Annotated in this window: 21 protein-coding genes and 1 tRNA gene; 15 read left to right on the top strand and 7 right to left on the bottom strand. The window is 63.5% G+C overall.

The window, feature by feature from the left end; translation table 11 throughout:
* Positions 1-19 precede the first annotated feature (19 nt).
* The gene (locus AC6JBC_RS05205; protein ID WP_449474653.1) at positions 20-358 is read right to left on the bottom strand and encodes a hypothetical protein; all 339 of its coding nucleotides are present in this window, start codon (positions 356-358) and stop codon (positions 20-22) included.
* Positions 359-558: 200 nt separating this feature from the next.
* Between AC6JBC_RS05205 and AC6JBC_RS05200 the strand changes: the two genes are divergently transcribed.
* The 7 genes from AC6JBC_RS05200 (at position 559) to phoB (ending at position 7,954) form a co-directional block, all read left to right on the top strand.
* A complete protein-coding gene (locus AC6JBC_RS05200) occupies positions 559-1,812 on the top strand; it encodes an ATP-binding protein (RefSeq protein WP_498025761.1) in 1,254 nt (417 codons plus the stop codon).
* 145 nt (positions 1,813-1,957) lie between these two features.
* The gene (locus AC6JBC_RS05195; RefSeq protein ID WP_498025760.1) at positions 1,958-3,013 is read left to right on the top strand and encodes a substrate-binding domain-containing protein; all 1,056 of its coding nucleotides are present in this window, start codon (positions 1,958-1,960) and stop codon (positions 3,011-3,013) included.
* A 9-nt stretch (positions 3,014-3,022) separates the two neighbouring features.
* Positions 3,023-4,417, top strand: a complete 1,395-nt coding sequence (gene pstC / locus AC6JBC_RS05190) for a phosphate ABC transporter permease subunit PstC (protein ID WP_498025759.1) — start codon at positions 3,023-3,025, stop codon at positions 4,415-4,417.
* The gene (gene pstA, locus AC6JBC_RS05185) at positions 4,417-5,661 is read left to right on the top strand and encodes a phosphate ABC transporter permease PstA (RefSeq protein WP_498025757.1); all 1,245 of its coding nucleotides are present in this window, start codon (positions 4,417-4,419) and stop codon (positions 5,659-5,661) included. Before pstC ends, pstA begins: the two co-directional genes overlap by 1 nt.
* 5 nt (positions 5,662-5,666) lie before the next feature.
* Positions 5,667-6,455 (top strand): phosphate ABC transporter ATP-binding protein PstB, encoded by a 789-nt coding sequence (pstB, locus tag AC6JBC_RS05180; RefSeq protein WP_449474654.1) that lies wholly within the window; start codon positions 5,667-5,669, stop codon positions 6,453-6,455.
* A 99-nt stretch (positions 6,456-6,554) separates the two neighbouring features.
* The gene (gene phoU / locus AC6JBC_RS05175; protein ID WP_196224145.1) at positions 6,555-7,250 is read left to right on the top strand and encodes a phosphate signaling complex protein PhoU; all 696 of its coding nucleotides are present in this window, start codon (positions 6,555-6,557) and stop codon (positions 7,248-7,250) included.
* A gap of 2 nt (positions 7,251-7,252) precedes the next feature.
* Complete coding sequence (gene phoB, locus AC6JBC_RS05170) at positions 7,253-7,954, top strand: phosphate regulon transcriptional regulator PhoB (protein WP_460986193.1); 702 nt, start codon at positions 7,253-7,255, stop codon at positions 7,952-7,954.
* A gap of 151 nt (positions 7,955-8,105) precedes the next feature.
* On the opposite strand, the gene def is transcribed toward phoB, so the two are convergent.
* Both def and recR read right to left on the bottom strand, forming a co-directional pair.
* On the bottom strand, positions 8,106-8,636 hold the full coding sequence (gene def / locus AC6JBC_RS05165; RefSeq protein WP_449473490.1) for a peptide deformylase: 531 nt from the start codon (positions 8,634-8,636) through the stop codon (positions 8,106-8,108).
* Positions 8,637-8,684: 48 nt separating this feature from the next.
* Positions 8,685-9,281: a recombination mediator RecR gene (gene recR, locus AC6JBC_RS05160; protein ID WP_460986194.1), complete on the bottom strand. Its 597-nt coding sequence runs from the start codon at positions 9,279-9,281 to the stop codon at positions 8,685-8,687.
* A 53-nt stretch (positions 9,282-9,334) separates the two neighbouring features.
* Here recR and fmt point away from each other — a divergent pair, with 53 nt between their 5' ends.
* Positions 9,335-10,243, top strand: a complete 909-nt coding sequence (gene fmt / locus AC6JBC_RS05155) for a methionyl-tRNA formyltransferase (RefSeq protein WP_498025754.1) — start codon at positions 9,335-9,337, stop codon at positions 10,241-10,243.
* 127 nt (positions 10,244-10,370) lie between these two features.
* Positions 10,371-11,111 carry a tRNA pseudouridine(38-40) synthase TruA gene (gene truA, locus AC6JBC_RS05150; protein WP_498025753.1) on the top strand — a complete coding sequence of 247 codons (741 nt, stop codon included), beginning with the start codon at positions 10,371-10,373 and terminating at the stop codon, positions 11,109-11,111.
* A gap of 86 nt (positions 11,112-11,197) precedes the next feature.
* On the opposite strand, the gene AC6JBC_RS05145 is transcribed toward truA, so the two are convergent.
* Complete coding sequence (locus tag AC6JBC_RS05145; RefSeq protein WP_498025752.1) at positions 11,198-11,917, bottom strand: queuosine precursor transporter; 720 nt, start codon at positions 11,915-11,917, stop codon at positions 11,198-11,200.
* A gap of 87 nt (positions 11,918-12,004) precedes the next feature.
* On the opposite strand from AC6JBC_RS05145, the gene AC6JBC_RS05140 reads away from it, so the two are divergent.
* Positions 12,005-12,081 (top strand) — tRNA-Arg (locus AC6JBC_RS05140).
* A 95-nt stretch (positions 12,082-12,176) separates the two neighbouring features.
* On the opposite strand, the gene AC6JBC_RS05135 is transcribed toward AC6JBC_RS05140, so the two are convergent.
* Both AC6JBC_RS05135 and fsa read right to left on the bottom strand, forming a co-directional pair.
* A complete protein-coding gene (locus tag AC6JBC_RS05135; protein WP_498025750.1) occupies positions 12,177-12,527 on the bottom strand; it encodes an antibiotic biosynthesis monooxygenase family protein in 351 nt (116 codons plus the stop codon).
* Between the two features lie 173 nt (positions 12,528-12,700).
* The gene (gene fsa / locus AC6JBC_RS05130) at positions 12,701-13,354 is read right to left on the bottom strand and encodes a fructose-6-phosphate aldolase (protein ID WP_498025748.1); all 654 of its coding nucleotides are present in this window, start codon (positions 13,352-13,354) and stop codon (positions 12,701-12,703) included.
* Between the two features lie 140 nt (positions 13,355-13,494).
* On the opposite strand from fsa, the gene AC6JBC_RS05125 reads away from it, so the two are divergent.
* The 3 genes from AC6JBC_RS05125 to AC6JBC_RS05115 are packed head-to-tail and all read left to right on the top strand — an operon-like array spanning position 13,495 to position 16,577.
* Positions 13,495-14,160 (top strand): DUF2490 domain-containing protein, encoded by a 666-nt coding sequence (locus AC6JBC_RS05125; RefSeq protein ID WP_498025746.1) that lies wholly within the window; start codon positions 13,495-13,497, stop codon positions 14,158-14,160.
* 45 nt (positions 14,161-14,205) lie between these two features.
* Entirely contained in the window at positions 14,206-16,392 is a 2,187-nt protein-coding gene (locus AC6JBC_RS05120; RefSeq protein ID WP_498025745.1) for a primosomal protein N', read from the top strand.
* A gap of 14 nt (positions 16,393-16,406) precedes the next feature.
* Positions 16,407-16,577, top strand: coding sequence for a DUF1289 domain-containing protein (locus AC6JBC_RS05115; RefSeq protein WP_498025744.1), 171 nt, complete (start codon positions 16,407-16,409; stop codon positions 16,575-16,577).
* 122 nt (positions 16,578-16,699) lie between these two features.
* Here AC6JBC_RS05115 and ada read toward each other — a convergent pair whose 3' ends face one another.
* Entirely contained in the window at positions 16,700-17,764 is a 1,065-nt protein-coding gene (ada, locus tag AC6JBC_RS05110; RefSeq protein ID WP_498025743.1) for a bifunctional DNA-binding transcriptional regulator/O6-methylguanine-DNA methyltransferase Ada, read from the bottom strand.
* 104 nt (positions 17,765-17,868) lie between these two features.
* Between ada and AC6JBC_RS05105 the strand changes: the two genes are divergently transcribed.
* Both AC6JBC_RS05105 and AC6JBC_RS05100 read left to right on the top strand, forming a co-directional pair.
* A complete protein-coding gene (locus tag AC6JBC_RS05105) occupies positions 17,869-19,416 on the top strand; it encodes a S1C family serine protease (protein WP_498026004.1) in 1,548 nt (515 codons plus the stop codon).
* Positions 19,417-19,616: 200 nt separating this feature from the next.
* Positions 19,617-20,171, top strand: a complete 555-nt coding sequence (locus AC6JBC_RS05100; RefSeq protein ID WP_460986204.1) for a F0F1 ATP synthase subunit delta — start codon at positions 19,617-19,619, stop codon at positions 20,169-20,171.

The following is a 20,171-nucleotide window of genomic DNA, read 5'->3' as shown; positions in this document are numbered from 1 at the left end:
CACAGGAGTAAGCAGGTGCCTAACGCGGCATTTGCAATGATGCGTAGCAGGTAAAGCCGCTGGTTCCGGACTGAAGGCGCCGGATATAGTTCAGATACGCCTGATTCTGCTCATAGCTTGTTCCCGGCAGCCTGCCGCCGCGCAGAGCCTGCCGGACCTGCTCACCGCTATAGCTGCGCCCTTGCGCAGGCACGGCACCCGCTGTCCCTGCCGGTACAAGCTGTCCATTGGGCGCGATATATTTTCCCGCACGCGCCTGATCGGGAACCGGAATGGTGCAGTTCAGCACGGACGCGGCGGTGTTGGCCAGAGCCGGACGGATGGAAACAATCGCTGATGCAGCAACGGCACCACCCATCAACAGCTGGCGGCGCGAAGGCGCGATCGAGTCGGTGTCCCGCTCCGTGCCCTCTGAAGGCACGGAATCAGAAGCATGCTGTCCGGGCGATTGATCTTTCATACCGTCCTGATCCGCTATCGCGCTTGCCAAAGCGTAAAGAATCCACGCTATTGCGCCAGCCATTGCAGCAAAGCAGCCAATAATCCAGCGCGGTAACCATGAATCGACTGAGCATTTCCCAGATCACGGCGTCGCTCGCCATGCTGTTTCTGGCTACCGGAACCGCATTGCTGATGGGCGCGGCGCTCTCAGCCATCGCTCTTCCTGTGCTCGCGGGCATCGCCGTCCTGATCATCGCCGCCCAATCGCCCACGCCCCGCCCTGCCGCATCTCCCACGATCGAACCTGTCACCGACATAGTCGAACATCCCGACTTCGCCGACATGATGGAGGCGATTGCGGACCCACTGATGCTGATCGAGCGGGGGCGTATCATTCGGGCCAACCGGGCGGCGCAACGATTGCTCGGCGCCCATATCGAGGGTGAGGATGCCCGCATCGCCATCCGCCATCCCGCCGCCGCCGAGCGGCTTGCGAGCCTTGCGCCGATGAGCGAGGCAGTGATGCTGGAACTTGTGGGCCTCGGCACACGCGATCAACGCTGGCAGATGCGCATCGCACCGGTCGGCGATGATGCCGCAGTGCGTCGGCTGGTGCATCTTGCCGACCATAGCGGCGCCTATGCCGCAGAAAAGATGCGCGTCGATTTCGTGGCCAACGCCAGTCACGAGCTTCGCACGCCGCTCGCGGGCATTTTGGGCTTCATCGAAACGCTGGGCGATCCGGACCTTGGCCGCGACAATGATACGCGGCAACGCTTCCTCAAGATCATGGACGGTGAGGCGCGCCGGATGCAGCGGCTGATCGACGATCTCATTTCCCTGTCCCGCATCGAGGCGGAAAAATACCGCGTCCCTGACAGCCCCGTCGATCTTGGTTCCCTGGCTGCCGAGGTAGTGGGCGTTTTCCGGACGAGCCATGGAGACCGGGGCCGGGAAGTGGAGTTGGACGTCACGCCCGGCTTGGCGGAAGTCGCGGGAGACAGGCCGCAACTGTCACAGCTGCTTCACAACCTGATCGGCAACTCGGTGAAATATGGAAAGGCCGGAACACCGATTCGCGTGAACCTGACGGAAGGCCCCGGCGGGATGACCCGGCTCGTCGTCGCTGACGAGGGCGAAGGGATCGGCCCGGATCACCTGCCCCGCCTGACCGAACGTTTCTACCGCGTCGATTCCGGGCGCAGCCGGGCCGTGGGTGGCACCGGCCTTGGCCTCGCCATCGTCAAGCATATCGTGGAGCGGCACCGTGGTCGGCTCGACATTGTAAGCGCGCCGGGAAAAGGGACCACGATCACGGTCCTGCTGCCGCCGATGCCCGCTGAAGAGAGGCTGTCAGTGTCCAAACATTGAATAAATTCTGCTCATCTTTTGAGCTTCCGGCCGCAATGTCATAAAAGTGCAATTGGACTGTCACAAAGGCGCGACCTACCGCGGCTACTGCGCGCCAAGGGGGGCAGCGATTGCGAATCGCGGCCTTTGATAAAGGAGACTATCCGTGAAGCATTTCGCTCTGATGGCTGCTACCGCAGCGGCCGCTCTTACTCTTGCCGGTTGCGGCGACCAATCGGGCGGCAGCGCCGGTGGGACGCGTGACCAGATCCGCGCGGTCGGTTCCTCGACCGTTTATCCCTTCGCGACGGCGATTGCCGAAATGTTCGTTCAGGGCAATTCTGGCATGAAATCGCCCATCATCGAATCAACCGGCACCGGCGGCGGCATAAAGCTGTTCTGCGCGGGCGTCGGCGCACAGCATCCCGACATCGCCAATGCTTCGCGCCGCATTAAGAAGGCCGAGTTCGAGGACTGCCAGAAGAATGGCGTCAAGGACATCATCGAAGTCCAGGTGGGCGTCGATGGCCTCGCCTTCGCTGAGTCAAAGGACGGCCCGGGTTTCAAGCTGACGCCCAAGATCGTCTATGAAGCGCTCGCCGCGAACCCTTATGGCAAGGGTCCGAACAAGGCGGAAACGTGGAAGGACGTTGACCCGAGCCTGCCCGCAACCGCAATCAGCGTATTCGGTCCGCCTTCGACCAGCGGCACCCGCGATTCGCTAGCCGAACTGATCCTGACCAAGGGCTGCGAAACCGATCCGGCCATGAAGGCGCTCAAGGAAAAGAGCGAAGACGAGTTCAAGGCAACGTGCACCCGCATCCGCGAAGACGGCAAATATGTGGATTCTGGCGAAAACGACAATCTGATCGTCCAGAAACTCGCCGCGAACCCCAATGCTCTCGGCGTGTTCGGCTTCAGCTATCTTGAGGAAAACAAGGACAAGCTGAAGGACGTGTCGATCAACGGCGTCGAAGCGACCTATGAAACGGTATCGACCGGCAAATATCCGGGCGCTCGCCCCCTCTTCATCTATGTGAAGAAGGCGCACATGACCGCGATCCCGGGTCTTCAGGCCTATCTCAACACCTTCGCCGCAAACTGGGCACCCGACGGCGCGCTGACAAAGCGCGGCATGGTCGCTGCACCGGACGCTGTGCGCAAGGCGAGTGCCGAGACGATCAAGTCGCTGGCTGTTCTCGACGGTTCGCAGCTCAAGTAAGCGGAAAATATGACAGGTCCTGCAATCTTCCTGCTGCTGGCAGGCTTGGGCGCCATCGCCTGGGTCAGTGCCCGGACGCGCGCGCTGCGGCTGCAAACCGCCGCTCGCGCTTCGGGCCGCCGCGACGCCGTGCATAGCCTTCCTGGCTATCATGGCTGGTATGTCGCGCTCTGGACGCTCATCCCGGCGGCGATCTTTCTCGCCGTCTGGGCGAACGTCGCGCCCGGGCTCGTCACTCAGCAAGTGTTGAGCAGCCCGGCCGCGCACAGCCTGCCAGCAGATGATTTCTCGCGCTCGGCCATATTGGGCGAAGCGCGAGCGATCGCCAGCGGTTCGCAATCGGGAGCGTTCAACCCGCTCTCGCAGGGCCTTGTCCAACCCTATAAGGACGCCATCGGCAAATATGGCACGGCGGGCGCAGCGCTCGCACTGGTGCTGGCCTTTGCCGGGGGCGCCTATGCCTTCACTCGCGTGCGGCCTGATTTTCGGGCGCGCACGCGGGTCGAACGGCTCGTGATGGCGGTGCTGCTTGTCGCATCACTCCTCGCGATCGTCACCACATTGGGCATCGTCGTGTCGCTGCTGTGGCAGAGCCTCCGCTTCTTCTCGATGGTGAACCCGTTCGATTTCCTCTTCGGCACCAAATGGAGCCCGCAATCGGCGGCGCTGGGTTACGGCAATGACGATGCCTTCGGCGCTGTCCCGCTATTCTGGGGCACGATCTTCATCGGCGCGATCATCGCCATGGTCGTCGCCATCCCGCTCGGCCTGATGAGCGCCATTTATCTGACCCAATATGCCAGCCCCACGGTGCGCAAGTGGATGAAGCCCATCCTTGAGGTGCTCGCGGGCGTGCCAACCGTCGTCTACGGCTATTTCGCCGCATTGACAGTGGCCCCCGCATTGCGCGACCTCGCCGTGGCGATCGGTATCCAGGGCGCATCTTCGGAAAGCGCCTTGGCCGCTGGTCTGGTCATGGGCGTGATGATCATACCATTCGTATCCTCCATGGCGGACGACAGCATCGCGGCCGTGCCGCAATCCATGCGCGACGGCAGCCTCGCCATGGGCGCAACCACCAGCGAAACGATCCGCCGCGTACTGATCCCGGCCGCCCTTCCCGGCGTCGTCGGTGGCGTGCTGCTGGCCGTCAGCCGCGCCATCGGTGAGACGATGATCGTGGTGATGGCCGCCGGTCTGGCGGCGAACCTCACCCTGAACCCCTTCGCCAGCGTCACCACCGTGACGACGCAGATCGTTCAACTGCTGACCGGCGACCAGGAATTCGACAGCGCAAAGACGCTGGCGGCCTTCGCCCTCGGCCTCGTCCTCTTCGTGGTGACGCTGCTGCTCAACATCGTGGCCCTGCGGGTCGTGAAGAAATATCGTGAGGCTTACGAATAATGGCACCCGAACGCCTCCCCACCGACTGGAAGTCGGACGCGATGCGCAAGCGGATCGCCCGGCGCTACGCCTCCGAACGCCGCTTCAAGGCGGCTGGCCTTCTCGCCGTGGCACTGTCGGCCGCCTTTCTTGCCTTCCTGCTCTTCAACATGATGGGCAACGGCCTGCGCGGTTTCACGCGGACGGAAATAGCGGTCAAGATCGACTTCCCCGCGTCGCCGCTGCTGCTCGATCCGAATGCAATTACCGATCAGGCGCTCGCCAATGCGAACCTGCCGATGGTGACGGGCGATGTCGTGAAAAAGGCGCTGGGCGCGGATGCCGAGGAATGGGTGTCGCCCACTGCCTGGGTCGTTCTGCGTGACGCTATCAAGGCCGATCCCGGTGTCCTTAGCCGTACCGAGACCATCAAACTGCCCGCATCGACCACCATCGATCTGGCGGCAAAGAGCGAGGGCTCGCCCGAGGCCGAAGCGGCTGTGGAGCGCCTCAACAAGGCAGGACTGCTCACGACGGGCTTCAACATGAGCTTCCTGTCCGCCAGCGATGGCACCGACCCGACACAGGTCGGCATCTGGGGCGCGTTCAAGGGATCGCTTCTCACCATGCTGGTGACGCTGGTGCTCAGCTTCCCGATCGGCGTCGCGACAGCGGTCTATCTGGAAGAATATGCGCGCAAGAACTGGCTGACCGACATCATCGAAGTGTCGATCAACAATCTGGCCGCCGTCCCTTCGATCATCTTCGGCCTGCTGGGTCTATCGATCTTCCTCAATTTCCTGCACCTGCCGCGCTCGGCTGCACTGGTCGGCGGCATGACGCTGGCGCTCATGACCATGCCGGTCATTGTCATTGCGGGGCGCAACGCGATCAAGTCGGTGCCGCCCAGCATCCGCGACGCAGCGCTCGGCATCGGCGCTTCGCCCGTCCAGGTGGTCTTCCACCACGTCCTGCCGCTCGCCCTGCCCGGCATCCTCACCGGCACCATCATCGGCATGGCCCGCGCGCTCGGCGAAACCGCGCCGCTGCTGATGATCGGTATGCGCGCCTTCATCGCGACGCCGCCGGGCGGAACCACCGATCCGGCGACCGTCCTGCCGGTGCAGATTTTCCTGTGGTCCGACGAAGTCTCGAAGGGCTTTGTCGAAAAGACCTCCGCCGCCATCATCGTCTTGCTGGTCTTCCTGCTCGCGATGAACGGCCTCGCCATCTACCTGCGCAACAAGTTCGAAAAACGGTGGTAACAATGATGCACGAACCGCAAACACTGGTGCCCGCCACCCAAGTCAAGATGACCGCGCGCGACGTGAAGGTCTTCTATGGCGAAAAGCAGGCGATCAAAGGCGTCTCGATCGACGTCGACATGGACAATGTGACGGCCTTCATCGGCCCATCGGGCTGCGGCAAATCGACTTTTCTGCGGACGCTCAACCGCATGAACGACACCGTCGCTTCGGCCCGGGTCGAAGGCGCGATCACGCTCGACGGCGAGGACATCTACGCCCCCTCGATGGACGTGGTGCAACTACGTGCCCGCGTCGGCATGGTCTTTCAGAAGCCCAACCCTTTCCCCAAGTCGATCTATGAAAACATCGCCTACGGCCCGCGCATCCACGGCCTCGCCCATGCAAAGGCGGATCTTGACGTCATCGTGGAAAAATCGCTCCGCCGCGCTGGCCTTTGGGAAGAAGTGAAGGACCGCCTGCACGACAGCGGCACCGCGCTTTCGGGCGGCCAGCAGCAGCGCCTCTGCATCGGCCGCGCCATCGCGGTCGAGCCTGAAGTCATCCTGATGGACGAGCCCTGCTCGGCGCTCGACCCGATCGCCACCGCCAAGATCGAGGAACTGATCCACGAACTGCGCGGTCGCTACGCGATCGTCATCGTCACCCACAATATGCAACAGGCCGCCCGCGTATCGCAGCGCACCGCCTTCTTCCATCTGGGCGAACTGGTAGAATATGGCGTGACGTCGGACATCTTCACCAATCCCCGCCAGGAACGCACCAAAGACTATATCACCGGTCGCTACGGCTGACCCGAGCGATTTCGAGCCAGATGGAACATCTGGCGGCTCGGAAATCGCGCAACAAGATCCAGCATCGATCAACGATCAATGCCCGCGGAGAGACGACATATGGCTGAACATACGATCAAGGCGTTCGACGAAGAAATCGACAAGCTGCGCGGCCTTATCGCCGAAATGGGCGGTCGAGCCGAAGCCGCCATCGAGAATGCGATGGTTGCCCTCCAGCGGCAGGACAAGACGCTCGCCGCGCAGGTGGTCGCCGACGACAAGCGCATCGACGCCATCGAGGCGGAAGTTGAAAAGCTGGTGATACAGGTCATCGCCCTGCGCGCGCCCATGGCCAACGACCTGCGCGACGTCATCGCCGCACTGAAGATCGTCGGGGTGGTCGAACGGATCGGCGACTATGCCAAGAATATTGCCAAGCGCGTGCCCCTGATCGCCGCCAACCAGCGCACGCTGGAGCCCGTTTCGCTGCTGCCCTCAATGGGTCAGGTAGCGGCCGAAATGGTGCACGATGCGCTCAACGCCTTCGCCGCCCGCGACGCCGATCTCGCCACGGCGGTGATCGAGCGCGACACAGTGGTGGACGATTTCTACAACAGCGTCTTCCGCAGCCTTGTCACCTACATGGTCGAAAATCCCAAGACCATCAGTGAGTGCGCGCACCTGCTCTTCATCGCCAAGAATATCGAGCGGATCGGCGACCACGCCACGAACGTCGCAGAGATGGTCTATTACGCCGCGACCGGCCAGATGGCCCCGGAACGCGAACGCGGCGGCACCCAGCCCCTGGAGGACTGAATATGGCGAGAGCCAAGATGCTTCTGGTTGAAGATGACGCGGCCCTCGCAGAACTTCTCATCTGGCATTTCAAGCGCGAGGATTTCGAGGTCGCCCACACCGTCGATGGCGAGGAGGCATTGTTGCTGGCGCAGGAAAATGTGCCCGACATAGTCCTGCTCGACTGGATGGTCGAAAGCCTCTCCGGCATCGAAGTCTGCCGCCGCCTCCGCCGCATGAACGGCACGGCCAATGTGCCGATCATCATGCTGACAGCGCGCGGTGAGGAGGAAGATCGGGTTCGCGGCCTGGAAACCGGCGCCGACGATTATGTCACCAAGCCTTTCTCCCCCCGCGAACTGGTGGCGCGCGTTGGCGCAGTCCTCCGCCGCGTCCGCCCGGCGCTGGCTGGCGAGACTTTGACCTTCGCGGACGTCGAGATGGACACGGTCGGTCACAAGGTGCGTCGCGGCGGCCAGGTGATCCCCCTCGGCCCCACAGAATTTCGCCTGCTCAAGCATTTCCTTGAGCATCCCGGCTGGGTCTTCTCGCGCGAGCGGTTGCTCGACAGCGTCTGGGGTCAGGACAGCGACATCGAACTGCGCACGGTAGACGTCCACATCCGCCGTCTGCGCAAGGCAATCAACGCCGACGGCCAATATCGCGACATCATCCGTACCGTGCGTTCAGCCGGCTATGCTCTGGACACGGATGGGGTAGGATAAGGCCGAGCGTTCACATGCGTTCCCCCTCCCGTAAGCGGGAGGGGGCTAGGGGGTGGGCCAGCGCAACGATCGAGATGGTCTTACAAGCTCGTCACACTCACGCCTACCGCTAGCCCTCCACAGGCGTCCGAGCGACATTATCCAGGGCGTCTCAAGCCGCCTTGCGCGCCTTCACCAGCTTCTTCATCAACATGTCCCGCTTCAACCGCGACAGATGATCGATGAACAGCACGCCCTGCAAATGATCCATCTCGTGCTGCAAGCAGGTGGCCAGCAGGCCCTCCAACTGCTCCTCATGAATACGCCCTTCGCGATCCATCCAGCTCGCCCGGATCGTCGCGGGCCGCTCCACCTCGGCATATTGGTCCGGCACCGACAGGCAGCCCTCATTATAGACTGACAGGTCCGCCGAACCCTCCAAAATCTCCGGATTGATGAACACCATAGGCTTTTTCACCGAAGGCGCCCCTTCCTCGTCTGATTCGGGCTCCTGCAAATCCATCACCAGCACGCGCTTCGGAACGCCCACCTGGATCGCCGCAAGGCCTATGCCCGGGGCGTCATACATGGTCTCGAACATATCATCGATCAGGCGTTGCAGATCGTCATCGATCGCCTCCACCGGAGACGAAATGGTACGCAGGCGCGGGTCAGGCGCCTCAAGGATTGGAAGAATGGCCATGTGGTTAAAATAGCCGCAACGACGGGCTTTTTCAAGCGACCGCCAAATTCACCCAAGAGGCCGCCGCGCCCGCAAAGCCTGCGCCAATGTGCCCTCATCCAGATAATCGAGTTCACCGCCTACTGGTACACCATGGGCCAACTGCGTCAGCCGAACGGGAAAGCGCTCCAGCCGTTCTGCCAGATAATGCGCGGTGGTCTGCCCCTCCAGCGTGGCATTCATCGCCAGCACCACTTCATCAATGCCGCCCGCTTCGACTCGCGTCACCAGCGCATCGATGGAAAGGTCTTCCGGCCGTACCCCTTCCAGCGCCGACAATCGCCCACCTAATACATGAAAACGCCCCGGAAAAAGCCGCGACTTGTCGAGCGCCCACAGGTCCGCCACATCTTCCACCACGCACAGCGCGCGAGCGTCGCGGCGCGGGTCGGCACAAATGCCGCAGGGATCGACCGTATCGACATTGCCGCATAAACCGCAGGTAACCAGCCGGTCGTTCACCGCATCAAGCGCACGCAGCAGCGGTTCCAGCGCGCTTTCCCGCTTCTTCAGCAGGTGCAACACAGCACGCCGCGCCGAACGTGGGCCAAGGCCCGGCAGACGGGACAGCGCCTGCGTCAGCGCATCGATCTCGAGAGAAGCCATGGAACCGAGATAGGGGCTTGCAAGTCCGGGGTCAAAAGAGTTGAGAGGCGACTATGCGCATCATCTACATGGGAACCCCGGATTTCGCCGTGCCCGCCCTCGTGGCGCTGGCCAAGGTCGGGCACGAGATCGTGGCGGTATATAGCCAGCCACCCCGCCCCGCCGGGCGTGGGAAGGCGCTACGCCCCTCCCCCGTTCAGGCTCAGGCTGAGCAGATGGGCATCGAGGTTCGCACGCCAATTTCACTCAAAGACGCGGAGGTGCAATCCGCCTTTGCCGCTCTCAATGCCGATGTCGCGGTGGTGGCCGCCTATGGCCTCATCCTGCCACGCGCTGTGCTGGACGCCCCCCGTTCCGGATGCCTCAACATCCACGCATCGCTCTTGCCTCGCTGGCGCGGCGCGGCACCGATCCAGCGCGCCATACTCTCGGGCGACAATGTGACCGGCGTCACGATCATGAACATGGAAGCGGGTCTCGACACCGGCCCGATGCGCGCCAAGCATGTGACCCCGATCGAGGACAAGACGGCGGGCACGCTCACCGCAGAGCTGGCGCAGGCAGGCGCTGAATTGATGATCGAGGTCTTGGACGACCTCCCTGCACACCCGCCTGTGCCCCAACCAGAAGAGGGCGTCACCTACGCCGCCAAGGTCGACAAAAGCGAAGCCCGTCTCGACTTCACCCGCGACGCGCATCAGGTCGAACGGCAGATACGCGCCTTCAACCCCTTCCCCGGCGCATTCCTGGAATATCGCGGAGAACGCTTCCGCATCCTCGCCGCCCATGTCGAGGAGCATGAAGGTCCGCCCGGCGAACTGCTCGACAACAGCCTGCTCATCGGCTGCGGCCACGGCGCGATCCGGCCGATCCTGATCCAGCGCGCAGGCAAAGGCGCGATGTCGCCGGGCGAACTCCTCCGCGGCTACGACATGCCCGCAGGATCGCGCGTCGATGCCTAATCCCACTTCACCCCACAACCGTCATCCCGGCGAAAGCTGGGATCTCAGGAGACGGCGTGCCACATGGCCCAAGATTCCAGCTTCCGCTGGGATGACGGCGCCAATATTTTCGCTGATATAACCCCCAATGACCCGCTTCGCCTTCACCGTAGAATTTGACGGCCGCCCTTTCATGGGCTGGCAACGGCAGGCGCACGGCCCCAGCGTCCAGCAGGCGCTGGAAGACGCCATCCATGCCGTCACTGGCGAGCGCTCCGTGATTCACGCCGCTGGCCGAACCGATGCCGGGGTCCACGGCCTTGCCATGCGCGCCCAAGCCGACATCGAGAAGCCGATCACTCCCTTCCGCCTGATGGAAGCGATGAACGCGCTCCTGCGCCCCGATCCCGTCGCAATCCTCGCCTGCGAAACCGTAGCCGATGACTGGCACGCCCGCTTTTCCTGCATCGGCCGCGCTTATGTCTACCGCATCGCCAACCGCCGCGCGCCGCTCACCTTCGAGAGCGGTCTGGTCTGGCGCGTCATCCAGTCCCTCGACACCGACGCCATGCAGGAAGCCGCACAACTGCTCGTCGGCCGCCACGACTTCACCACCTTCCGATCGGCCCATTGCCAGGCGGAAAGCCCGCTGAAGTCCCTCGACCGCCTCGACGTGCAGCGCGAAGGCGACCGCATCGCCATCCATGCCGAGGCGCGCTCCTTCCTCCACCATCAGGTGCGCTCGATGGTCGGTTGCCTGGCATTGGTCGGCATGGGTCGCTGGTCGATAGCCAACATGCGCGCTGCCCGAGACGCAAAGGACAGAGCTGCGCTGGGCCTCAACGCGCCACCCGATGGGCTATATTTTGTTGAGGCGCGATACCCCTGACCAGGCAAGAAGCCGTGCTCCTGGGCAGGCAGGAACCCGTTCAATCGGAGGAGCTGGGTTCCTGCCTGCGCAGGAACACATGTCAGCTAAATCCGCGTCCGGAACGGCGTGAAGTCCGTCCCCTCATCGTAGACGTCCAGCCCCTCAGCGCGCTTCAGGCTGTTCACCACCAGATAGGTCAAGGGTGTCAGCATCGCTTCCCACGTCACCTTCAACATCCAGTTGGTGACCATCACGGTTAGCACCTGCGCATTGCTCCACACGCCGACAAAAGCCAGCGGATAGAAAAGCAGGCTGTCCACACCCTGCCCAACGATCGTAGACCCGATCGTCCGCATCCACAGATGCTTGCCCTGCGTCAGCAGCTTCATCTTGGCCAGCACGAAACTGTTGGCAAACTCCCCCGCCCAGAATGCGGCCAGCGAGGCGAAGACGATGCGCCAGGTATTGCCGAAAACCGCTTCATAAGCCTTTTGGTCCGGCCAGCCCTCCGCCGGAGGCAGCTTCACCACCACCCAGCTCATCAGCGCCATGAACAGCATCGCGCCAAAGCCCGCCCACACGCATCGCCGCGCGCGGGCATAGCCATAGACCTCCGTCAGCACGTCCCCCAGCACATAGCCGAGCGGAAAGAAAAGGATGCCAGCGCCGAAGGTAAAGCCGCCAACCGTCGATAGCTTCGCCGCCCCGATCAGGTTCGACAGCAGCAATATGGCGACGAACGCCGCGATGAAGAAATCGAAATAGCGCATCGGCCGCACAGAGAGCGCCTGTGCATCGATTTTCCGAACCCCCAAATCGGTCATGCGCCCTTGCATATCGGCCCGCCGCACAAATGCAATGGCAGGCATGATTGCGCGCGGGCACAAGCCCCGCTATCGAAGCGCCAATGCGGCCCCGTAGCTCAGCTGGATAGAGCATTCGCCTTCTAAGCGAATGGTCACAGGTTCGAATCCTGTCGGGGTCGCCATCTTCCCTTACAGACGCCAGCCGAGCAACAGCATCAGCAACCCGGCGATCAGTATCGCGGCGGCGAGGAATCCCCAGCCAAAGTCGAGGCCGTTCCTATTCGCCATCGAGTGGGCTGTCACCCGGCCGTCCTCGCATCAGCAAGTCGTCCGTCACGGTCATGGTGAAGATCGGGTCAGCATCAGCTGGCACTTCCGCGATCGCATCGACAAAGGCGGCGCGGGTCTCCGGATCGTCATAGACCATCTTCTGGTCGAACGCGGCACGCCAGGTCTCTTCGTCCGGCCACTCCGCATAGCCGACAAAGCGCCCATCGGCATCCCGGTGCAGCCGCGAACCAAAGCTGCCATATTTTTCGCGGATCAGGTCAGTCCCACGCCGCCACGCCGCCCGGAACTGATCTTCCTTCCCCGGATGCACCCGCCACCAATAGACCGCGACGAACATCGCACCTCTCCTTCATGGAGAGAATGATGCGAGAGCCGAGAGGTTGCGAACCAAGCGGAGAAAGCACGCCCCCTCCGTTCGGGCTGAGCTTGTCGAAGCCCTTTCCTTCGCATTTTCAGAAAAGGAAAGCCCTTCGACAGGCTCAGGGCGAACGGTGGAAGATGTCGTGAACCTTAAAGAACCGACTGCCCGGTCTTCTCCCAATCCGCCAGGAAGCCTGCAATTCCCTTGTCGGTCAGCACATGGTTGAACAGCGCCTTGATGACCGAAGGCGGCGCGGTCATCACGTCGGCGCCGATCTTCGCGCTTTCCAGCACATGGATAGGATGCCGAACGCTCGCCACCAGAATCTCGGTATCGAACGCATAATTGTCGTAGATCAGGCGAATATCTTCGATCAGCTGCATGCCATCAAAGCCATTATCATCATGGCGGCCGACGAAGGGCGAAATGAAGCTCGCGCCCGCCTTGGCCGCCAGCAGCGCCTGATTGGCCGAGAAGCACAGCGTGACGTTCACCATCACGCCATCGCTGGTCAGCGCCTTGCAGGTCTTGAGGCCGTCGATGGTCAGCGGCACCTTGATGCAGACATTGTCCGCGATCTTCCGCAGGACGGCGGCTTCCTTCATCATCGTCTCATGGTCGAGCGCGACGACTTCGGCGGAAACCGGGCCATCAACGATGCCGCAGATTTCCTCGACCACTTCCACGAACTTGCGGCCGGACTTGTGGATAAGCGAGGGATTGGTCGTCACGCCGTCGAGCAGGCCCGTGGCGGCAAGGTCGCGGATTTCGTTGGTGTCGGCGGTATCGACGAAGAACTTCATGGGTCTGCTCCGGGGCGGGATGTGCGAATCGGCTCCCCTTTAGCGGGTGATCCCCGGTTTAGCCATTATTGCCAGCGACAGGCTTTACGGAAACAGCTCCGTAACATTATGACGGCCGCACCTTTCCAAAGGACTGACCGATGCACCGCTATCTGCGCCCACGCCACATTTCGGGCGCACTCACCCTGTTGGCGGCATTCGCTGCTACGTCGGCCACCGCCGCAACGGAAGAATCGCAAGCCTGGATCACCGAATCGCTTGTCGTCACCGCCACCCCGGCGGACACGATCACGCTCGATCTCAGCCAGCGTTTCCGCCGCGATAGCTCCAATGGCGATCAGCAGACAGCCCGTGTCCTGCTCGATCACCGCCTCGTCAAAGGCGTCCAGATCGGCGGCGGCATCGCCTACTTCCACTCTGGCCCAGAACAGGAACTGCGCCTGTTCCAGCAGGCCACCTTCACGCGCGGCATCTTCCTGGCCCGCACCCGTATGGAACAGCGCTTCTTCGACACCGCCGACCGGGCAAGCTGGCGGCTGCGCCAACGGGTGCAGGCATCCATTCCGCTCGGCTCATCAAAAGCTCCTGTCCTGATCGCCGCGAACGAATTCTTCTTCCACCTCAACCGCGCCAAGCCCAGCGACAAGACCGGCCTCGCCGTCATGCGCCAGCAAATCGGCCTGCGCCAACCACTCAGCAAGTCGCTCGACGCGCAGCTACTCTACATGCGCCAGCAGACCTTCCGCGACGACCGTCCGGATGCCGTAGCCCACATCCCCTGGCTGACGCTCAGCTGGAAAATCTGAACGCGCTGCCTTGCCTCTTGCCTCTCAGCCGATAGGGAGGGGCAGATGAGTTCGCGCGCCCGTGTCATCCTGCTGAACGCTGCCCTGGGGCCGCTCGACTATCGCGTGCCCCATGGCATGAACGTGCAGCCGGGCAGCATCATCGTAGCGCCGCTCGGCCCACGGCAAATCATCGGCGTGGTGTGGGATGAGGATAGCTTCCCCGATGTAGATAGCGTCGGCGACAACCGCCTGCGCAACATCGTGGGGCCAGTCGACGCACCCCCGATCCCTGAGAGCCTGCGCCGCCTGATCGAGTGGACGGCGGACTATTATCTCGCCCCTATCGCCTCGGTCCTGCGCATGACGCTGGCGTCCATGTCGGCGCTGGAGGGCGCCCGCACCGTCATCGAATATCGCGCGACCGGCGACCTGCCGGGCCAAGAACTTCAGGGGCGCATGACCGACCAACGCGCCCAGGCGATGGAGCGCATCGGCGATCGGCAGGGGCTGATCCGTGAACTGGCGCTGATCGGCGGGGTCAGCGACGCCGTGATCCGGGGCCTCGTAAAGGCAGGCGCTCTGGAAGCGGTGGAAGTCAGCATCGACACGCCCTTCCCCCGGCCTGACCCCGACCATGCACCGCCGCAACTATCCGACGGCCAGGCCAACGCCGCCGCCGAGTTCGTGGACGCAGTACGTCAGCGCGACTTCGCCCCCTTCCTTCTCGACGGCGTCACCGGCTCCGGCAAGACCGAAGTCTATTTCGAAGCCATCGCCGCAGCCATCCGTGAAGGACGGCAAGTGCTGGTCCTCCTGCCCGAAATCGCCCTGACCGAACCCTTCCTCGAACGCTTCGAAAAGCGCTTCGGCACCGTCCCCATCAGCTGGCACAGCGGCCTGCGCCAATCCGAACGCCGTCGCGCCTGGCGCGCTATCGCATCAGGCGAAGCGGCCGTCGTCGTCGGCGCCCGCTCCGCCCTCTTCCTCCCCTATCCCAATCTCGGCCTCATCGTCGTCGATGAAGCGCATGAGGCGAGCTTCAAGCAAGAAGACGGCGTCCACTACCACGCCCGCGACGTCGCCGTGATGCGCGGGCTCATGGAAAAATTCCCGGTCATCCTCGCATCGGCCACCCCCGCCATCGAGACCCGGCATCAGGTCGAACTTGGCCGCTATCGCGAAATCAAGCTGCCCTCCCGTTTCGGCGGCGCGGAAATGCCTGGCATAGAGGGCATCAACCTCCTCACCGATCCGCCAGAGCGCGGGCGCTGGATCGCGCCGCCGTTGATCCGCGCGATCGACGAAACGATGGAGAAAGGCGAACAAAGCCTGCTTTTCCTCAACCGCCGGGGCTATGCGCCGCTGACGCTGTGCCGCCACTGCGGCTATCGCTTCCAATGCCCCAATTGCACCGCATGGATGGTCGAACACCGCCTGACCAAGCGCCTCGCCTGCCACCATTGCGGCCATGTCATCCCCTCGCCCCGCTTCTGCCCGGAGTGCAAGGAGGAGGACAGCCTCGTCGCCTGCGGCCCCGGCGTCGAGCGCATCGCGGACGAGGTAAAGGCGCTCTGGCCTCAGGCACGCACCGCCATCGTCACCTCCGACACGCTCTGGTCACCCGCCAAGGCCGCCGAGTTCGTAAAGTCGGTCGAGGCGGGCGCGGTCGATATCATCATCGGCACCCAGCTGGTGACGAAGGGCTATCACTTCCCCAACCTGACGCTGGTGGGGGTGATCGACGCCGACCTCGGCCTGGAAGGCGGCGACTTGCGCGCGTCCGAACGTACCTTCCAGCAAATCGTGCAGGTCGCAGGCCGCGCGGGCCGTGGGCAGAAACCGGGCCGCGTCTTCATCCAGACCCGCATGCCCGAATCAGAAGTCATCAGGGCGCTGATCGCGGGCGATTCTGAACGCTTCTACGAGGTGGAGACGGAGAATCGCCGCCGCGCCAACGCCCCGCCCTTCGGCCGCTTCGCCGCGATCATCGTCTCCAGCGAGGACGCCGACGAAGCCGCGCAGGTCGCCCGCCTGATCGGCAAGTCCGCCCCGCTGATCGACGGCATGCGTGTTTATGGCCCCGCCCCCGCGCCCCTCTCCGTCCTGCGCGGCCGCCACCGCCACCGCCTGCTGATCCACGCCAGCCGCCAGATCGACGTGCAGGCGGCGATCCGCGAATGGCTGGATAATATCACCTGGAAATCAGGGACGCGGGTCGCGGTGGATGTCGATCCATACAGCTTCATGTGATGGCCTGAACGCTTATGGAGAGCCCCTGCGTCAACATCTGCAAGCTGGACAAAGCAGGCCGCATCTGCACCGGCTGCGGCCGCACGACCGAGGAAATCAGGCGCTGGCGCGGCATGAGCAAAGCGGAGCGACGAGCGGTGATGGAACGGCTGAACCATTCCCCTCCCGCAGGCGGGAGGGGCTAGGGGTGGGCGCGAGCAAAGCGAGCTCCATGACTAGCCTTTGATGAACACCGCCAATGTTGCAGCCCCACCCCCGGCCCCTCCCGCTTGCGGGAGGGGAGAAGAAGGTCCGCAAGCCGCCACCCTCACTCGCCCCCGCGCTCCCTCTCCAACAAAGCCTTTTTCCGCTCCAACCCATAGGCATAGCCACCAAGGCTACCATCGCTCCGCAACACCCGATGGCAGGGAATGACGACCGCCAACCCATTATCCCCGCAAGCCGTCCCCGCAGCCCGCACCGCCCCCGGCCTCCCAATCGCCGCCGCGATCTCGCCATAGCTCCGCGTCTCTCCCGCCGGAATCGCCCTCAACGCAGCCCAAACCGCTTGCTGGAAAGCCGTGCCATTCACATCCATCGGCAAATCCAAAGGTTCAGCCGGGTTCTCGATCAGCCGCACCACCTGCGCCGCCAGCGCATCCAGCAACGCATCTCCGGGCACGATTTCCGCCTTGGGGAAGCGCCACCGCAGATCGCCCTCATCCTCATCAAAGCTGATCCGGCACAATCCCCTATCGGTCGCCGCGACCAGCACCGGCCCAAGGTTGCTCCCCACCACCACAAATCGGATGGTGACGCCGCGCCCGCCATCCTTCCACGCACTCGGCGTCATGCCCAAATGCCGATCCGCATCGGCATAGGCCCGGCTCGGCGCATTATAGCCCGCATCATAAATCGCACTGGTTACGCTGCCCCCTTCCTCCAGAGCCGCCTTCAGCCGCTCGGCACGCAGCGACCGCGCATAAGCAGCAGGCGTCAGGCCCGTATCCCGCTTGAACAGCCGATGAAAATGATGCGGCGCATAGCCCGCATGCGCTGCCACCTCGTCCAACGAGGGCACCGCCTCGCACCCGGCAATGAAAGCCTTGGCCGCTTCAACCGCCAACCGATCCCGCCCGACCTCATCCGGCCTACAACGCAGACAAGCGCGAAAGCCCGCCGCCCTCGCGGAAGCAGGATCAGGCAAGAAGATCATATTCTCCCGCCGGGGATGCCGCGCCGCGCAGCTTGGCTTGCAATATATGCCGGTGGTCAGGACCGCGCCCACAAACTGCCCATCCACGTCCCGATCGCGCCGCAGGAACGCGTTCCAGCAGGCATCGTCATCCATCGGCAGCGGCGTCGAGGTGGAAACTTCGGTCATCTGGTTCATGCATATGGGATAACAGGCGCGATCGGGCCAGCCTTCCCGCCTCTTGCGCCCAAAGCATTTCCCGATTGCCTCAGCCAGACTTTACCATATGAATGCGCCGCATCATGGTCGAATTCTTCCGCCGCCTCTGCCTGTTGCTCGCCCTCGCCCTGCCCGCGACAGCGCGCGCCGAACAGCAGGACATCGCCGCCGCCGCGCGCGGCGTCGTCCGCATCGCCATCGTGGCGACGGACGGCAGTGAGGCTTATTTCGTCGGCCATGGCAGCGGCTTTGCGGTCGCGCCAGACAAGGTGCTGACCAATGCCCATGTCGTCGAACTGACCCGCGAGGAAAAAAACCTCGTCATCGGCGTCGTCCCTTCTGAAGGCCGCAAAAGCTATGGCGGCCGCGTCATCGCCTACTCCCCCGGCAACGATCTCGCGCTCATCCAGCTTGAGGAAGGCCGCCTGCCGGTCAGCACCTTCTACGCCGGTGCCGTCAGCGATGGGCAGCATGTGACTGCGATCGGCTATCCCGGCACAGTCGATCGGGCGCAGGGCCTTGGCCTCAAGGAAATGGTAGAGCCGCTCGGCACGGTAAAGACCAGCGGCAACGTGTCGTCGGGCCGGTCAAGCCACAGCTTCGACACCATCCTCCACACCGCCCCCCTCGCCGCCGGGAACAGTGGCGGCCCGCTCGTCGACGATTGCGGCCGGGTGTTGGGCGTCAACAGCTTCGGGTCCATCTCGGACGGCAATGACGCGGAATTCGGTTTCGCCGTGTCCTGGCGAGAGATCGCGTCTTTCCTCCGGCAGGCGGGCGTTTCCTCCCTGCGCACCGTCGTTCCCTGCCGCTCCATGGCCGAAGCCGACGCCGCCGAAGCGGCCCTAACCCAGCGCGAAGCGCAACAGAGCGAACAGTCGGAGCGCGCCCGGGCCGACGCGCGCGAAGCCGCGCTGGGCAAGGCCCGCGACGCGGCGGAACGCGAAGTCATCTCTGGCCGCGAAAATGCGATGGCAGGCGCGGCCGTGCTTCTGGCGCTGGCGGTGCTTGGGCTCGGCGCGGGCGGCCTCTTCTACAGCCAGGGTCGCGAACGCCGCGCGACATGGTCGCTGGCGGGCGGCGGCCTGCTGCTGCTGGGCGCCTTCGCGCTGTTTCTGCTGCGGCCGAGCTTCTCCAGCGTGGATGAGCGCGTGAAACTGCCCGACGACGGCAGGGTGGCGGGCAACCATGCCTATGCGTGGGAAGGCGACAATGTCTGCGCGGTCGACCTCAACCGCAGCCGCCTCACCGTGTCGGAGGCCAACGACATTCCCTTCAACTGGACCGGCACCGGCTGCGCCAACGGCAACAGCCAATATGTCAGCGCAGGCAATGAATGGGAGCGCGCCACCGTCCCGGATTCGGGCAACTTCATCACCGTCAGCCGCTTCGATCCGGCGACCGGCACCTTGCGCGTTCAGCGCTGGCTGCCGGATGGCGATGCGATGGACAAGGCTCGCGCCTTGTTGAAGGACGGCCCGATCAAGGCGTGCGGGACTGATCCCGATCTGCTCGCCCGGATCGCCGCCCTGCGAAGCGATCTTGCGTCCCTGCTGCCCGCGCAACCCAACGAACGCCTGGTCTATCATTGCCGCAAGGGCCGCCTCGCTCCCCCCGACCCTGCAAACTGATCAAAATCGCGCGGGGGAAAGCGCCGTCCAATCGTCTCCGTTCCATCCTTGTGACGGAATCGCGTTCCATGACTTGCATAGTCATAAAGCCGCTGCTAACCGGCCGGGCGACAGGGGATCGGGACGGATAAGACCGCGCCCCTCTTTTTGCATGACCGGCAAATCAAGTGCCAGTGAACTCAATGGAGGACGGTAAGCGCGTGGAGACTACCGGCGGCATTCAGGCCAGCCTCAGCGGACGCTACGCGCTTGCGCTGTTCGATCTGGCTCGCGACGGCAACGCCCTCGACACCGTGGCGGCCAGCCTCGGTGCGATCAAGGCGGCTATCGCCGAATCGGCTGATTTCAAAAGCCTCATCAACAATCCCGTGCTGAGCCGCGACGCGTCTGGAAAGACGATCGCAGCGGTGGCAGCATCCATCGGCATCGACGCGCTGACGACGAAGTTCCTTGGCGTCCTCGCCGCGAACCGCCGCCTGTCACAGCTGCCCGCCGTCATCCGCGCCTATGAAACGCTGCTGTCGAATCACAAGGGCGAGGTGCGCGCGGAAGTGACCAGCGCGCATCCGCTCGATTCGAACCAGATCACCGCGCTTGCGCAAAACCTCCGCACCCGCGTCGGCCGCGACGTCGCGCTCGAAGCCAAAGTCGATCCCGCGATCCTGGGCGGGCTGGTCGTAAAGATCGGCAGCCAGATGATCGATTCCTCCATCCGCACCCGTTTGAATAGTCTCGCCCAGGCGATGAAAGGCTGA

This window comes from Sphingobium sp. RC1, assembly GCF_059738765.1.
This window is presented reverse-complemented; position numbering and strand designations above follow the sequence as displayed.

Bases quoted from the DNA above. Each gene is read 5' to 3' on its own strand.
- fmt (WP_498025754.1), top strand. From the start codon at position 9,335: ATGCGCATCATCTACATGGGAACCCCGGATTTCGCCGTGCCCGCCCTC.
- pstA (WP_498025757.1), top strand. From the start codon at position 4,417: ATGGCACCCGAACGCCTCCCCACCGACTGGAAGTCGGACGCGATGCGC.
- AC6JBC_RS05115 (WP_498025744.1), top strand. From the start codon at position 16,407: ATGGAGAGCCCCTGCGTCAACATCTGCAAGCTGGACAAAGCAGGCCGC.
- AC6JBC_RS05200 (WP_498025761.1), top strand. From the start codon at position 559: ATGAATCGACTGAGCATTTCCCAGATCACGGCGTCGCTCGCCATGCTG.
- AC6JBC_RS05135 (WP_498025750.1), bottom strand. From the start codon at position 12,527: ATGTTCGTCGCGGTCTATTGGTGGCGGGTGCATCCGGGGAAGGAAGAT.
- pstC (WP_498025759.1), top strand. From the start codon at position 3,023: ATGACAGGTCCTGCAATCTTCCTGCTGCTGGCAGGCTTGGGCGCCATC.
- fsa (WP_498025748.1), bottom strand. From the start codon at position 13,354: ATGAAGTTCTTCGTCGATACCGCCGACACCAACGAAATCCGCGACCTT.
- AC6JBC_RS05105 (WP_498026004.1), top strand. From the start codon at position 17,869: ATGGTCGAATTCTTCCGCCGCCTCTGCCTGTTGCTCGCCCTCGCCCTG.
- phoB (WP_460986193.1), top strand. From the start codon at position 7,253: ATGGCGAGAGCCAAGATGCTTCTGGTTGAAGATGACGCGGCCCTCGCA.
- pstB (WP_449474654.1), top strand. From the start codon at position 5,667: ATGCACGAACCGCAAACACTGGTGCCCGCCACCCAAGTCAAGATGACC.
- def (WP_449473490.1), bottom strand. From the start codon at position 8,636: ATGGCCATTCTTCCAATCCTTGAGGCGCCTGACCCGCGCCTGCGTACC.
- AC6JBC_RS05120 (WP_498025745.1), top strand. From the start codon at position 14,206: ATGAGTTCGCGCGCCCGTGTCATCCTGCTGAACGCTGCCCTGGGGCCG.
- phoU (WP_196224145.1), top strand. From the start codon at position 6,555: ATGGCTGAACATACGATCAAGGCGTTCGACGAAGAAATCGACAAGCTG.
- AC6JBC_RS05145 (WP_498025752.1), bottom strand. From the start codon at position 11,917: ATGACCGATTTGGGGGTTCGGAAAATCGATGCACAGGCGCTCTCTGTG.
- AC6JBC_RS05125 (WP_498025746.1), top strand. From the start codon at position 13,495: ATGCACCGCTATCTGCGCCCACGCCACATTTCGGGCGCACTCACCCTG.
- AC6JBC_RS05205 (WP_449474653.1), bottom strand. From the start codon at position 358: ATGGGTGGTGCCGTTGCTGCATCAGCGATTGTTTCCATCCGTCCGGCT.
- recR (WP_460986194.1), bottom strand. From the start codon at position 9,281: ATGGCTTCTCTCGAGATCGATGCGCTGACGCAGGCGCTGTCCCGTCTG.
- ada (WP_498025743.1), bottom strand. From the start codon at position 17,764: ATGAACCAGATGACCGAAGTTTCCACCTCGACGCCGCTGCCGATGGAT.
- truA (WP_498025753.1), top strand. From the start codon at position 10,371: ATGACCCGCTTCGCCTTCACCGTAGAATTTGACGGCCGCCCTTTCATG.